The 14829-nt window shown below is 55.0% G+C and carries 12 protein-coding genes; 10 read left to right on the plus strand and 2 right to left on the minus strand.

Annotation, left to right across the window (positions count from 1 at the left end; translation table 11 throughout):
* Positions 1-2113, plus strand: a 2113-nt coding sequence (locus FWG96_02120) for a hypothetical protein (GenBank protein MCL2032057.1), incomplete at its 5' end; no start/stop codon positions are given.
* A 144-nt stretch (positions 2114-2257) separates the two neighbouring features.
* Positions 2258-3172, plus strand: a complete 915-nt coding sequence (argF, locus tag FWG96_02125; GenBank protein MCL2032058.1) for an ornithine carbamoyltransferase — start codon at positions 2258-2260, stop codon at positions 3170-3172.
* Here argF and FWG96_02130 read toward each other — a convergent pair.
* A complete protein-coding gene (locus FWG96_02130) occupies positions 3165-4580 on the minus strand; it encodes a DHH family phosphoesterase (GenBank protein ID MCL2032059.1) in 1416 nt (471 codons plus the stop codon). The two genes, argF and FWG96_02130, sit on opposite strands and share 8 nt — an antisense overlap.
* 198 nt (positions 4581-4778) lie before the next feature.
* Between FWG96_02130 and FWG96_02135 the strand changes: the two genes are divergently transcribed.
* The 8 genes from FWG96_02135 (at position 4779) to FWG96_02170 (ending at position 12231) form a co-directional block, all read left to right on the plus strand.
* Positions 4779-5501: a metallophosphoesterase gene (locus FWG96_02135; GenBank protein ID MCL2032060.1), complete on the plus strand. Its 723-nt coding sequence runs from the start codon at positions 4779-4781 to the stop codon at positions 5499-5501.
* 97 nt (positions 5502-5598) lie between these two features.
* Complete coding sequence (locus tag FWG96_02140; protein ID MCL2032061.1) at positions 5599-6639, plus strand: MtaA/CmuA family methyltransferase; 1041 nt, start codon at positions 5599-5601, stop codon at positions 6637-6639.
* A gap of 94 nt (positions 6640-6733) precedes the next feature.
* A complete protein-coding gene (locus FWG96_02145) occupies positions 6734-7444 on the plus strand; it encodes a DUF169 domain-containing protein (protein ID MCL2032062.1) in 711 nt (236 codons plus the stop codon).
* Positions 7445-7724: 280 nt separating this feature from the next.
* The gene (gene mcrB, locus FWG96_02150) at positions 7725-9053 is read left to right on the plus strand and encodes a coenzyme-B sulfoethylthiotransferase subunit beta (protein ID MCL2032063.1); all 1329 of its coding nucleotides are present in this window, start codon (positions 7725-7727) and stop codon (positions 9051-9053) included.
* A 10-nt stretch (positions 9054-9063) separates the two neighbouring features.
* Positions 9064-9483: a methyl-coenzyme M reductase operon protein D gene (gene mcrD, locus FWG96_02155; GenBank protein MCL2032064.1), complete on the plus strand. Its 420-nt coding sequence runs from the start codon at positions 9064-9066 to the stop codon at positions 9481-9483.
* A gap of 11 nt (positions 9484-9494) precedes the next feature.
* The gene (gene mcrG / locus FWG96_02160; protein ID MCL2032065.1) at positions 9495-10271 is read left to right on the plus strand and encodes a coenzyme-B sulfoethylthiotransferase subunit gamma; all 777 of its coding nucleotides are present in this window, start codon (positions 9495-9497) and stop codon (positions 10269-10271) included.
* Positions 10272-10273: 2 nt separating this feature from the next.
* On the plus strand, positions 10274-11938 hold the full coding sequence (gene mcrA, locus FWG96_02165; GenBank protein MCL2032066.1) for a coenzyme-B sulfoethylthiotransferase subunit alpha: 1665 nt from the start codon (positions 10274-10276) through the stop codon (positions 11936-11938).
* 5 nt (positions 11939-11943) lie between these two features.
* Complete coding sequence (locus tag FWG96_02170; protein MCL2032067.1) at positions 11944-12231, plus strand: DUF2098 domain-containing protein; 288 nt, start codon at positions 11944-11946, stop codon at positions 12229-12231.
* Positions 12232-12391: 160 nt separating this feature from the next.
* On the opposite strand, the gene FWG96_02175 is transcribed toward FWG96_02170, so the two are convergent.
* Positions 12392-14542, minus strand: a complete 2151-nt coding sequence (locus FWG96_02175) for a hypothetical protein (GenBank protein ID MCL2032068.1) — start codon at positions 14540-14542, stop codon at positions 12392-12394.
* Positions 14543-14829 lie beyond the last annotated feature (287 nt).

The following is a 14829-nucleotide window of genomic DNA, read 5'->3' on the forward strand; positions in this document are numbered from 1 at the left end:
ACCGACCGGAGCGATACTCTTCTACACCATACCCGGACTGAACGAGGTACAATACACGGCATCGTTCCCCATGAGCAGGGACGAGACCCTCAGCATCAGGGCGTCTCCTGCCATCGGCACATACGGCTTCCTGAGATGGGAAGGTCCGGACGGGATAATCGGTACCAATGAGACAGTTACAGGCATGTCTTTGCCTTCCACAGGTGCAACAGCGGCATACAATGCTGTCTACGCCGCAACAGGAGACCTTCTCACCATAACGATGACGCAGACCGGAGGAGCGGGAGCGACGCTCTCGTACATCCTGAATGGCGTCGATTATCTGTACTCGGCACCCTTCACGGTCCGCAAGAGCGCTGACAGCGTATCTATCTCTGCTTCATCATACGGAAGCTTCGACGGCGTGAGATGGCAGGACGATATTGGCAACATACTGTCCCTGACCCCGGTGTCCGGGAACCTGAACCTGTCGGTATACGGTTCCGCTGTCACGATAACTGCGGTCTTCGCCGCACCCGGCGACAGAGTGATCGTCACTCTGTCGTCCGAGCCTGCGGGAGCGGTCCTCTTCTACACAATATCCGGACTTAACGAGGTCCAGTACACAACATCGTTCCCGATGAGCAGGAGCGAGACCCTGAGCGTCAGGGCGTCCGCGACCAACGGCACATACGACTTCCTCAGATGGGAGATCCCAGGCGGGTCGATAGTCGGCACAAGCGAGGTTGTGACCAGTATGTCCCTACCCTCTACAGGCACGACTGCAACCTACAAGGCCGTCTATGTCGCACCCGGTGACAGGATAATCGTCACCCTGGCGTCCGAGCCCGCAGTAGCGGTCCTCTTCTACACCATACCCGGGCTGAGTGAGACACAGTACACAGTACCGATCCCCATGAGCAGGAGCGAGACCCTGAGCGTCAGGACGTCCGCAACCGCGGGCGTGTACGATTTCCAGCAATGGGAGGATTCCGGCGGGACGATAGTAGGAACGATTCCCGTCGTGACCGGTCTCTCTCTGCCGCTATCAGGAAATACGGAGACATTCACAGCATATTTCACCACATCAGCGGAGTACCAGATAACTGCCGACTCAGGTCCGCACGGATCGATATCTCCGTCCGGAGTGATCAGTGTTCTGCCGGGAGGGTCTCAGATGTTCAATTTCGTTCCCGATTCAGGATACACAGTGAACGCTGTGTACATTGACGGCATAAGGATATCCGGAACGCCGAACAGCTATACCTTCCAGAACGTCAACGGAGATCATACGATCCGCGTAGAGTTCTCTGTCAGGCAATATCGTATCACCGCGACATCAGACGCAGGATCTACGATCTCTCCGAGCGGACAGGTAAATGTCCAGAGGGGGTCGGATCAGATGTTCTCGTTCTCAGCTGCCGACGGATATGTGATAACCGCAGTGATAGTGGACGGAGTATACCTTTCGCAGGAAAGGGTGGATCTCGGATACTACACTTTCAATAACGTGGCCGCGAACCACTCCATCGAAGTGAAGAGCGAGACCGCAGACATAACTCTGATAATAGACCTGATGGAAGGAAAGGGATACGCTGAATACAGCGTGGACGGTTCAGAATTTGTGAGGTATTACGATGTTATCACTTTGCCGGGAGGCTCTGACATAGTCGTAAGAGCAGTTGCGGACAAAGGATATGAGTTCAGCAGGTGGGTAACGCCGTATGTAGAGACCACGCCGCAGATATCCTTCCAGAATGTCTTCGGACCTCTGCATCTTGAGCTGTATTTCTCCGGGTCGGGATCATCTTCTGATCCCGCCATCTCGATCTCAGAGATGTTCATCATCATACTGCTGATCGTACTGCTGGCCGCAGGCTTGCTGATATTTGTTATCTTCTACAGAAGGTCGTACGATGTCATCAAGGTGGGTCATTCGGAAGCCATAATCGGTAAGGACAAAGCGCGGAGAAAGAAGGCGTACCGTTTCTCAATAGAAGGGGCCCCGTCCGGAACTGTGTCCTACCGTGTCGGAGAGGATGGAATGTGGAAGACGATCACTCCCGACTCCGGAGGGGAATATGTCATACCGAAGGAGGATGTCATTGACAAGCTGACGATAGAACATCGCTGATTCCAAAACCCTTTTTAACCTCTTTCAAACAATTTTTTTTACATTTTTCTAGTCAAATCTGCGCCGAAGGGACACACATACACTCATCAAAAGCACATCACTTTCAGCAAAAATGTTATTACGGACAGGACCAATCACTGTCCTATGGCAAAGAGAAATCTGATATCGGTATTGGATATGAAGGACGAATGGCCCGATCTTGTGGAATTAGCCATAAAACTCAAGAAAGAACGCGGCAGTCACAATGCCCCCCTCAAGGGCAAGACACTGATAATGATATTTGAGAAACCCAGCACCAGGACGAGGATCTCTTTTGATGTAGCCATAACCGAGCTCGGAGGCCATGCGCTGTACATCGACGCATCGAAGCTGCACATGGGCCACGGTGAGACGGTCGAGGATACCGCTAAGGTCATGAGCAGTATGGCGCACGGCATAATGTACCGCGCTTACGACTACAAAGTAATGGACACGTTCGGAGATGCCGCGACGATACCAGTCATAAGCGGACTCGACAATCTGGAGCATCCCTGCCAGGCTCTTGCGGACATGGCGACCATAAAAGAACGGAAAGGGTCCTTCCGCGGCAAGAAGCTTGTGTATCTGGGGGACGGGAACAACGTATGTAACTCCCTCCTCTATTCCTGCGCCATAATGGGATTGGACATGGTGGCGTGCTGTCCGGCAACAAGGATGCCGAATGCGGAGATAATGCTGGGCGCAGCGCGCATCGCAGATGCGAACGGAAGCAAGATAACCGCTTCCCACGATCCGCGGGAGGCATGTAAGGATGCGGACATACTCTATACAGACACATGGGTCTCAATGGGAGACGACACTCCCGTCGATAAAGCCGTCAAGATATTCAGTATGTATCAGATAAACAAGGAGATGCTTTCGATAGCGAAGAAGGACTGCATCGTCATGCACTGTCTGCCCGCCCACAGAGGGTATGAGATAACGGCCGAGGTCATCGACGGCCCGCAGAGCGTCGTGATAGATCAGGCAGAGAACCGTCTGCACGCTCAGAAAGCGGTGCTTTACACACTCCTCAAATGATCTGGGAGGAGACGAGGTCTTCCACGATATCCAGGAACTCCTCTTCCTTACCTTTGGGTATCGTTGCTCCGGCCGCGACCTTATGGCCGCCGCCGTAACCGCCCACCATCTCAGACGCGGTCTTCATTATGAAAGAAAGGTCCAGCCCGCGGTCCGTAAGGGCCCGGTTGGCTCTTGCCGACACCTTTATCCCGTCCTCAGCCTCCGCGAACGCGAAGATGGGAAAGTCTCTTTTAGCTTCCCCGGAATTGAGCAGCATGCCTGCGACTATGCCGACGACCGTCTCCCTGACCTCTGGTCCGGCATCGAAATATTGTAGGAACCTGCGCTCTTTCAGGAGCCGGTTCTCTTTTATGTAGCTGATAGCGGAAGAGATGTGTTTCCTGTGGTCCGCGCGGTTCCTTTCCGCATCCTCCAGCGCCGTAAGGTCGCCGCGGCAGATCCTCAGGCCGGTCACGGCGTCGTCGTATCTTCCGCATGAGTTCAGCACCGTAGCGAATTCTTTCACATCCCTCAGACCGGTGCATGATCCGTATCTTGTGATCGTGTATATCTCGCCGATCAGCCTTTTCTTCAGATCGCCGTCTTCGATGTAAGACAGCAGACGGTCCGAAGCCCTCTTCCTTTCGTCATCGGTAAGGTCCCTCCAAGCCCTTTGCCTGTCCCCGCTTTTAAGGGGTATTTTAAGGTCGGAGAAGAACGCCGCGCTTCCGGGGCCGTTGTCGCTGATCCCCGGTATCGGAGGGTCGCTGCTGTATTGAAGGAATTGTACGAGGGGCCTGTAATCCCGCCCGAAGTAACGCACATCCTTTTCTACGGCAACATCTCCGGCGGAGACCGCTTCGTCCAAGATGGCCCTGTTGTATCCGACGAGTTTGGATTCCCGGTTGTCCTGAAGATCGCCGACCGCACCTATTATGGCAAGGTATGCCTGGTCCTTGTTTTTAGGGTCTATGGTCTTCGAAAGCAGATAGGTCATACCCGCGCCGCTGACCTCGTACGAACCGGATACGCCGTACATATGGGGGTTCAGATGGTGGATGCCGCCGAAGTCATCCAAGGATGTCTGGTCGATCCTCCATTTCGGGTCAGGGACATGATGGTCCGTGACCACTATGCCCGACCTTTTGAATCCCGAAAGATAAGCGCTGCCGAGGTCGCAGATCCACACGATATCTTGTTCAGACCCGTTTATCATGGAGATGGTTTCCTCGGTGATCTTCTTCTCGAACAAAAGCGTGTAGCTCTTGCCGAGCCTTTCCAGGGTAGCGGCGGCGATACCACCGGCAGCTATGCCGTCAGCGTCGATATGGGTTATGACGAGGACGCTCCCGGCGGACCGGACGGCGTCGGCCGCCTTCTCCAGATCCCTTATCAGTTTCTCACAGTAAACGCTGTCTGCATCCATGTTCCTTGACCGCATCAGCATAACAGAACCATAAGAAATACTATTGTATGGGACCAGATCGGGCAGAAGTTCAAGATGCAGTAATGCTCCTGATGTCATTCGTCCAACAGATCGTTCCGTTTTGCGTATTCATCTATCCTCTGCGGCCTTGCCTTCAAATTCAGAATTGTTAAAATCAAGCAACTGCATCATGAGAGTATGCGGTCATTCGAGATACTTCCCGGCGTAAAGGTCACCAACGACAGGTGCCTGATATTGGACGACGGGCCGACCGCTGTTCTCGGGGACCTCCATCTGGGCTATGAGAGCGCTCTTGAGGAAGAGGGCATGTACATCCCCAGGATGAACACTGAATCCATAAGGGACGCGCTGAACAATATCCTTTCGGAATATGAGCCGGAACGAGTGGTGCTCCTCGGAGATATCAAGCATGACTTCAAAAGATCCAGGCGCGAGGCGAGCGCGGAGGTGAAGCGGATAGTGGGGCTTTTGACAGAGGCCTCGGACGTGATCGTCATAAAAGGGAACCACGACAATTTCCTGCAGAACATCCTTTCCGACGTAGGGCTGATGGCTGCCGACTATATCGATCTGGCAGGGTTCAGAATGGAGCACGGGCATGTGGATTCGGGGGTCAGGCCGGTAATAATAGGGCACGAACACCCTTCAGTGAGGATACCGGGCGCCATGAGCGGAGGCATGAAGATACACTGTTTCGTCCACCAGAGAAAGGACGGCGTGATCGTCCTTCCTCCATTCAGCCCGTTCTCGGCAGGCAATGATCTGGTGCTTGACGGGAAATGCATCATGGCGCCCGCACTCGGCGGCTCCGATTACCCGGACGCGGACCTATACGGCGTATCTGACGTGGGGATAATCAAACTGGGGAAATTGAAGGATGTCATGGATATAACGGTCTGATACCGCTTCTCCGTCAGCCACTATAAAGCTATGAAGAACACAACCCCACCCAGTTAAATAACAGTACTCTATTTAGGTTTTTCAGGAGATAGTTCATATGTCAATGACTCCAAAAGAAAGAGTGCTCTCAGCAATGAGAGTGGAAGAGCTCGACAGGCCTCCTGTTGCTATTTTCACCCAGGCCGCCACGATCACCCAGATGGACAAAGTCGGCGCCGCTTGGCCGGAGGCCCACAAGAACGCAGAACTTATGGCAAAACTCGGGACCGCGCAGGCGGATATCTTCGGGTTCGAGTGCGTAAGGGCGCCGTTCTGTCTCACAGCAGAGGCCGAGAGGCTCGGTTGCAAAGTGCAGGTAGATAAGAAGGACGCCGCGCCTATGATAAAGGAGCACCCGTTCCACTTCGACCCCATGATGGGGGAGTATGACGACCCGGCAAAGCTCATGGCCCCTGAGGAATTCATAAAGGGCGGAAGGCCCGCCGAGGCCATCAAAGCGATGGCCCTCATGAAAAAATCCCACGGCGACAACTACGCCCTGGTAGCAGGAAACACCGGTCCGTTCACGCTTGCAGGCCACATGGTCAGCACTGAGAACCTTGTGTTCGGAATGATGATGGCCCCTGAAGAGGTCGAAAAATGGACCGCTGCGATCAACCCCGTGGTGAAAGCGTACACACAGGCGCTCGCAGACGCAGGCGCGGACGTGATCCAAATGTCCGAGCCCTCCGCATCCACCGACATGCTCGCGCCCGACATGTTCGAGCCGGCATCCGGTAAGTTCGTAAGGGAAAGCCTTGGGAAAGTGAAGGACGCGTTCTCGTCCCTCCACATCTGCGGCGACACGTACCCCATACTGGATGGTATGATCGCCACCGGCGTCACCGGACTTTCGATCGAGGAGAAGGTCGACCCCCTCAAAGCGACGGAGAAAGTGGCGAAGAGGGCCGCGCTCATCGGAAACGTAGGATCGGTCAGGCCCCTCTTCCAGGGGACGGCGGATGAGGTCAAAGCAGCCGCAACGAACTGCGCAAAGGCAGGATTCAACGTGATCTCGTCCGGATGCGGTATCGCAACCGCGACGCCTGACGCCAACATGCTGGCGCTCGCAGAGACAGTAAAGGCATTCAAACGCTGATTCTGAATCAAAGCCCTTCACAAACATTTTCCATCTTTATTACATTGAAATATCCTTCCGCAATGTTTATTCTCCCGCAGACCGATATCCCGTTATGTCCGAGATTCTGAGAACGAACGCCGAACACGCTGAGAAACTTAGATCGATCCTTAAACTCAGGTCGGAGCCGGTGGCAGTAAAGCTGATCAAAGAAGGGGAATCATATCCGGACGGGTCGGAGATGCCCGGATCTCAGCTGAGTTACTGCCAAGCGGTTTTCCGAGCAAAGGGCGGAGAATGCCTCAAAGTACCTTTTGAGATGACGAACTGCCACGTGGGGGCGGCAGTGCTCGGTATGACCGAGACACCGGGCAAAGTGGCGTCCGGCGAATTCCACGCCGGCGTCGGGATACATGATTCCGTTGATGCGGCCAAGAGGATGATAGACGAAAGGCTGATTATCCCTTACAAAACGTCGGGGGCGGCGGTGTGTCCGCTGGGAAAGGCGGACTTCGTTCCTGACGTGGTGATATTGATCGACATCGTCGAAAGGATATATTGGGTGGTCTCCCTGATGAAAGCGGAGGAGGGAGGCCGCGCCGCGTTCAGCACGGCTCCGTTCCAGTCTGCGTGCGAGGACGCTACCGCCGTTCCGATGATGACCGGCTCCCCCAACATATCGCTGGGGTGCTTCGGGTGCAGGAAGAGGACGGATCTGGCCGCCGACGAGCTGGTCTGCGGGATCCCTTACAGCCTGATCCCGGAATACGTTTCCAGGCTGGAAAAATATTCGGAGGGTCCGATCGCAAAGGCGAAAAGAGACTGAGCACGTCAGTGTTATCTTTTTTGATTTTGTTAACATCAAAATATGTTCATACGTACGACATGATGTTACTCTTAAGAACATATAAATATAAGAGATAGAACAAAAACGTCCGAACCCGAAGTTTTACGCACTGTTCAAATGGCCGAAAAAGGTCAAACTTTATCGGAAAGAGGCGCTTTTTCACATGGTTTTATATTGAATAACACGTTACTTGTTTTTGCAAGGGGTGTGCGAAAAAAATCACCGTTTTTCGCGAATTATTCGAAAAAGGAGGTATAAAATGCCAAAATACAAGGACGTAATCGACCTGTATGACGACAACGGTAAACGCATTGCGAAAGAAGTACCGTTGGAAGCCATCAGTCCGTTGCGCAACAATGCGATCAAGAAGATCGCATCTCTGACCAAGAGAACTGTTGCAGTCAACCTCGCCGGTATCGAGAAAGCTCTGAAGACCGGCAACATGGGTGAGGCACAGATCAAAGGTAAGGAGATCGACATAAAATTGGTCGACAATGCGAAAAAGATCGCTGCAGCAGTCAAAGAGAAGGTCCAGGTAACACCGGACGACGGCACATCCATCGCCATAAAAGCGGACGGGAAGAGCCTGGTCGTCATAGTGCCGGAGGCAAGGATGAACGCCGGCGTGGAGTACACCACCGGATTCACATCTGTGGCATCTGCAGTCACCGAGGCGATCATTGACGAGTTCAAGGTCCCGATGCACAAGGCCAACATGGTCAAGGGAGCGGTCTGGGGAAGATACCCGCAGACCGTGACATTCGACGGAGCGAACGTGAAGTCGATCCTCGACGTCCCGCAGAACAACGAAGGAGCAGGATACGCGCTCAGGAACATCATGGCAAACCACGTGGTTGCGCTTGTCAACAAGAACGCGATGCAGGGCGTTGCACTCTCGTCCATATTCGAGCAGTGCGGCGCCTTCGAGATGGGCGACGCGATAGGGAACTTCGAGAGAAGCCACCTTTTGGGCCTTGCTTACCAGGGACTTAACGCAAACAACATGCTTTACTCAATTGTCAAAAAGAACGGAAAGACCGGAACGGTCGGTTCGGTCGTCGAGTCGCTCGTAGAGAGGGCGATAGACGACAAAGTGATATACGTAAAAGAGACGCTCCCGTCGGGATACAAAGTATATTCGACAAAGGACCTCCCTCTCTGGAACGCGTACGCGGCTGTCGGTCAGGTAGCGGCTGTCATGGTGAACATCGGTGCGGCAAGAGCGGCACAGGGAGTTCCCGGAACGGTCCTGTACTGGAACGACCTGCTCGAGCACGAGACCGGACTGCCCGGAACCGACTACGGAAGATCCGCAGGTGTCGGTGTCGGTATGTCGTTCTTCTCTCACTCCATCTATGGAGGAGGAGGCCCGGGTCTGTTCCACGGCAACCACGTCGTTACAAAGCACTCAAAGGGTGTCCTGATCCCCGCCGTCACCGCAGCCAACTGTCTTGACGGAGGAACACAGACATTCTCGCCTGAAGCAACATCCGGACTCATCAAAGAAGTGTTCGGAGACATGATCGAATTCCGCACACCTATGCAGGTAGTAGGTGCCGAGGCGAAGAAGATCGCAAAGAAGATCTGAGGTCATTATGTTGAGTGAACCAACTGTAGAATATGCAGGAATTCCGCTTCCTGAAGTGGAGGTATTCTCCCACGTGCTGCTGAGCGCGGACACAACCGAGAAAGTGTTGAACGCGCTCGACCCTATTGACCACATCAGGCAGATAAACATGACCGGAGAGAGCATATCGAAGGTCCTGGGCAGCGGGCCTGGCAAAGGGCTTCCCAACAACCACTCCGAGCGCAAGGTGATAATGGTCGGCGGACGCGAAGTTGAGCTGAAGTATCAGGTCGGAGCATTCTACATCGAACTGGATGTGGAGAACGAGGAGATGCTGGAGGAAGCAGTGGAGAAAATAAGGGCCGCATGCGAGGCGAACATGCCGCGCGGGTTCGACATCACAGTAGGAAGATACTCAAAATACAGAAAGACACTCAGAGATTACAAATAAAGGTGAAAAATATGTCAACATATAAAAGACAGTTCTACCCCGGAACAACATCCCCTGCCAAGAACAGGAAGAAAGTGATGGACCCTAAGGTAAAATTGAAGAAACTTCGCGATATCTCCATGGACGACGTTGTCAGGATCATGGGACACCGCCAGCCAGGAGAGGACTACAAATCCATCCACCCCCCGCTCGAGGAGGGAAAGGAGCCCGACTGCCCGATAAGGAAGCTCGTCGTGCCGATAGATGGAGCAAAGAAAGGAGACAGGATCAGGTACATACAGTTCACTGACTCGGTCTACTTCGCACCCATATCCCCGTACCAGAGGGCATGGATGTACCTTTCGAGGTACAGAGGCCTTGACACCGGAACACTGTCCGGAAGGCAGATCATTGAAATGAGGGAGAGGGACCTTGAGAAACTCGCCAAAGAGATGATCGACAACGAGACCTTCGACCCCGCACTGACAGGTATCAGAGGCGCAACCGTCCACGGACACGCGTGCCGTCTCGACGAGAACGGACTGATGTTCGACGCCTGGCAGAGATATGTTTGGGACAAGGACAAGAAAGAGGTTGTGTACGTTAAAGACCAGGTCGCAGTACCCCTCGACAGAAAGATATCCCTCGGCAAGCCGGCATCGATGGCCGACCTCAAGAAGAGGACGACAATCTTCAGGGCAGACGGGGTAGACATGAGGGATGACAAAGAGGTCACCGCATACGGGCTCAGGATCCACAAACTCAGGACGCTCGGCGGTTACCAGCCCTTCAATGTAAAGGATGTGTAAACATGGCAGCCAAACAGAAAGAGAAGCTTTTCATGGACGCGGTCAAGAAGAAATTCAAAGAAGACCCGACCGACATGGAGACAAAATACTACATCTACGGAGGATGGAAACAGTCCAAGAGCAAGGTCGAATTCCAGAAGTCGGCCCAGGCGATCGCCAAGAAGCGCGGCTTCCCGATGATGAACGAGGACATCGGTGTCCCGCTCGGACAGAGAGCATGGATGCCCTACCAGCTGTCGCACACCGACATATACGTAGAGGCGGACGACCTCCACTGCGTCAACAACGCCGCGATCCAGCAGGCATGGGACGACATCAGGAGGACCATACTCGTGGGACTGGATTCCCCGCACAACACCATCGAGAAGAGGCTCGGAAAGGAAGTCACCCCCGAGACGATCAACAACTATCTCGAGGCGGTCAACCACACGATGCCCGGAGGAGCGATCGTTCAGGAGCACATGGCGGAGGTCAACCCCGCACTGGTGTACGACTCGTACGTTAAAGTGTACTCCGGAGACGACGAGCTCATCGACGAGATCGACAAGAGGTTCGTCATCGACATCAACAAGCTCTTCCCCAAGGCCCAGGCAGAACAGCTGAAGAAGGCCATCGGAAAGACCCTGATGCAGGCGGTCCGCGTTCCGACCATCGTCGGAAGGCTCATGGACGGCGCAACTGTTTCGAGGCACGCGGCCATGCAGATCTCTATGGCTTTCATCTCGTCCTACAAACTCGCGGCGGGAGAGGCAGCGATCGCAGACTTCGCGTACTCCGCGAAACACCAGTCGATCAACATGGGTACGATGATGCCCGCAAGGCGCGCAAGGGGACCCAACGAACCCGGCGGAATACCCTTCGGATTCTTCGCTGACATGATACAGTCTGACCGTGTCTACCCGGACGACCCCGGAAGAGCGGTCCTGGAGACGGTAGGTCTCGGCGCGGCCATATTCGACCAGATATATCTCGGCGGATACATGTCCGGCGGTGTCGGTTTCACGCAGTACGCAACTGCTGCATACACCGACAACATCCTCGACGACTACGTTTACCACGCGATAGATGTGATCAAGGACAAGTACGGCGGATTCTGCAAGCTCGACCCCACGAAATACGACGAGCTCATGAAGCTCGGAGACGAGATCAACGCGTATGCATTGGAGATGTACGAGAGATACCCGGCCATCATGGAGACGCACTTCGGCGGATCCCAGAGGGCAACAGTCGCCGCTGCGACGACCGGTATCGCCGGAGCGATGGCGACCGGTATCGCGGACTGCGGTCTGAACATGTGGTACCTTTCAATGCTCCAGCACAAGGAGAGGACCGGAAGGCTCGGATTCTACGGGTACGACCTGCAGGACCAGTGCGGTTCCGCCAACTCCTTCGCATACAGATCCGACGAGGGTCTGCCTGCTGAGCTCAGAGGCCCCAACTACCCCAACTACGCGATGAACGTCGGTCACCTCTGCGGATACGCAGGTATCGCAAAGGCGCCCCACGTCGCTCGCGGAGACGCGTTCACTGCAAACCCGTACATACGTGTCGCATTCGCCGACCCCAGCCTGATCTTCGACTTCGCCAACGTGACGAAGGAGATCGGAAGAGGCGGACTCAGAGAGTTCGTCCCGGCCGGCGAGAGGACCGCGGTCATCAAAGGCTGATCCCGATGATGGTGGGGGACATACTCAAATACATCCCGACGTCAACGGTCGGAAAGGTAACGGACATCAGGGAAAGAGACGGAAGGGCCTGGGTAAAACTGGACCTGACCGGACTGTACTATGACGCCGAGTACCTTAAGACCGCAGACCCGTCGGAGTATGTTGAGGTGTCCTACAAAGAACGCGAGAAAGGCCCCGCAGGCCGGGAAGGCGCCGAGGCCGCCATCGAAGAACTCCGCAGGACGGAGGAAGAGGTGGACATAAGGCGCTTCACACCCAGCGGCGGCGGCTAAACCATTTCCATTTCCCTTTTATTTTTGACATGCTTTCTGCAAAGCCCGTATGAACACTGACCGTGCGGTGGGTTCGGGACGCATGTTGACGTGTCTTCCGATAGTAAGAAAATGCCGCCGGCGGATGCCCGCCGGCGGTATCAATATGTTTGACGGATGATCAGGGATTCTCTTCCTCCTCATCCTTTCTCCTCTTGGCAAAAAGAATTATGAAGAATATCCCGATGAGGGCGATCACTGCAAGAATTGCTACCAACCAGATGCACGCGTCGGGGATCGAGATGCCTGTGGAGCCGGGCTTGGAATCAACAGGGCTACTCACCGTGATGGAGAAGTCCTTCACGAAGGGAGTGCCCGGCGCCTTGCCGTCCGCTATCGTGGCGGTGACCACCACAACGCCGGCCTTATTGGTCGTCAGCGTGTTGCCATTGAGGGAGGCACCGGTGCCCCCGTCGCTCTTAAGCGACCATTTGATCGTCTGGTTTGTTGCGTTGGAAGGGGTCACTATCCCCGTCAGGGTGATCGACGTCCCCACCGTTAAATAAGAAGGCACCCCTATTATGTTAGTCACCGGAATAAAGGGATCCGATGGTGGTGTAACAGGAGCCGTCACTGTGATGGTGAAGTCCTTCACGAAAGGCACGCCCGGAGCCGTGCCGTCTGTTATCTCGGCGGTGACGACTATAGTTCCTGAGTGGGAGGCTGTGAGATTTGCGCCGGCGAGCGTCGCTCCTGTCGAACCAGCGCTCTTCACGGACCACGAGATGACCGTGTTGGTGGCATCGGAGGGCACCACGGTGCCTGTGAGAGCAATGGTGGCCCCCGCCGCCATCGAGGACGGCAATCCTGATATGTCTGTGACGGGGACGAAGGGTTCAGTTCCATATTTCACAACTATGGCATCAATGGTGCCTTTCCCGGCCACGCCTGACCAATCGCCATTGCCGAAGGAGGCGTTGGGAGAATACCCCGCGGCGGCGAAACCGCCGCCGGACACCGCCGCCACACCATAGAAGCCATCGCTGCCGGAGCCGCCGAAGTTGTCCTTCCACTCTACTGCGCCATCCTTGTCATACTTCACTATGATGGCGTCACTGCCGCCTTTTCCGGTCACACCTGACCAGTCGCCCGTGCCGTCGAAGGAGGTGCTGGCGGAACTCCCGGCGGCGGCTATGCCGCCGTCGGTCGCGACTGCCACATCTTGGAAGTAATCGGCGCCCGTGCTGCCGAAGTTATTCTGCCATTCGACTACGCCGTCCTCGTCGTACTTCACTATGATGGCGTCATTGCCGCCTTTTCCGCTCCCGGCCGGCCAGTCGCCCGTGCCGTCGAAGGAGGTGCCGGCGGAATACCCGGCGGCGACGAAGCTGCCGCCGGGTGCAGCCGCTAATCCATAAAAGTAATCGCCGCCAGTGCCGCCGAAGTTCTTCTGCCATTCGACTATGCCGTCCTCGTCGTACTTCACTATGATGGCGTCATCGCCCCCCTTACCGCTCCCGGCCGGCCAGTCGCCAGTGCCGCTGAAGGAGCCGGCGGCGGAACTCCCGGCAGCAACGAAGCCGCCGTCGGGTGCAGCCACCACTCCATAAAAGAAATCACTACCGGCGCCGCCGAAGTTCTTCTGCCATTCGATTATGCCGTTCTCGTCGTACTTTACTATGATGGCGTCATCGCCCCCCTTACCGCTCCCGGCCGGCCAGTCGCCCGTGCCGCTGAAGGAGGCGCTGACAGAATACCCTACAACAACGAAGCCGCCGTCTAGTGCAGCCGTCACTTCGCGAAAGACATCGTTACCCGAGCCGCCGAAGTTCTTCTGCCATTCCACTGTGCCGTTCTCGTCATACTTTACTATGATTGCGTCATTGCCGCCTTTTCCGCTCCCGGCCGGCCAGTCGCCAGTGCCGCTGAAGGAGCCAGTGGCGGAATACCCGACAGCAACGAAGCCGCCGTCTAGTGCAGCCGTCGCCCCGTAAAAGTAATCGGCACCCGAGCCGCCGAAGTTATCCTGCCACTCTATTGCACCGTCCTTGTCGTACTTCACTATGGTGGCGTCATTGCCGCCTTTTCCGGTTGTGCTTGACCAGTCGCCGTTGCCGAGGGAGCTGTTGTCGGAAGTCCCGACGACGATGAAGCCGCCGTCTAGTGCAGCCGCCGCCGCGTTAATGTAATCGCCGCCAGAGCCTCCGAAGTTGTTTACAAACGAAATGTCCTCCTCAGCCGCCGAAACCGCGGCAACGGGCACGGCGGCAAGGACCATTACCGCCGCCAGCAGGACATACATGCCCTTCTTATTTTTTGAATTACTGTGCATATTTACCCTCCATGATCGAGCCGTTCGCGGACTGGGTCCAGAAAATGTCTGCCGGACGCGACGATTGGCTTTATGACAGTTTGATACCCCTTTAAAATATATATAATATATGCTTTCCTACTTATTTTTGGATATATGGGGGTCGCTTTATTACTTCTGAAAAGAATTCCTTCCGCGAGCTTGCAAAGATGTCTTTTTCCTCATGACTAATAAACAAGTCCCCGGTCGCGAAATCAGCTTTATAGGCCCCCGGTTTTTCCGGGAACTGTGAAAGATCCACGTGAAGA

Origin of the sequence: Candidatus Methanoplasma cognatum (assembly GCA_009777615.1) — an archaeon.
GTDB lineage: Archaea > Thermoplasmatota > Thermoplasmata > Methanomassiliicoccales > Methanomethylophilaceae > Methanoplasma > Methanoplasma cognatum.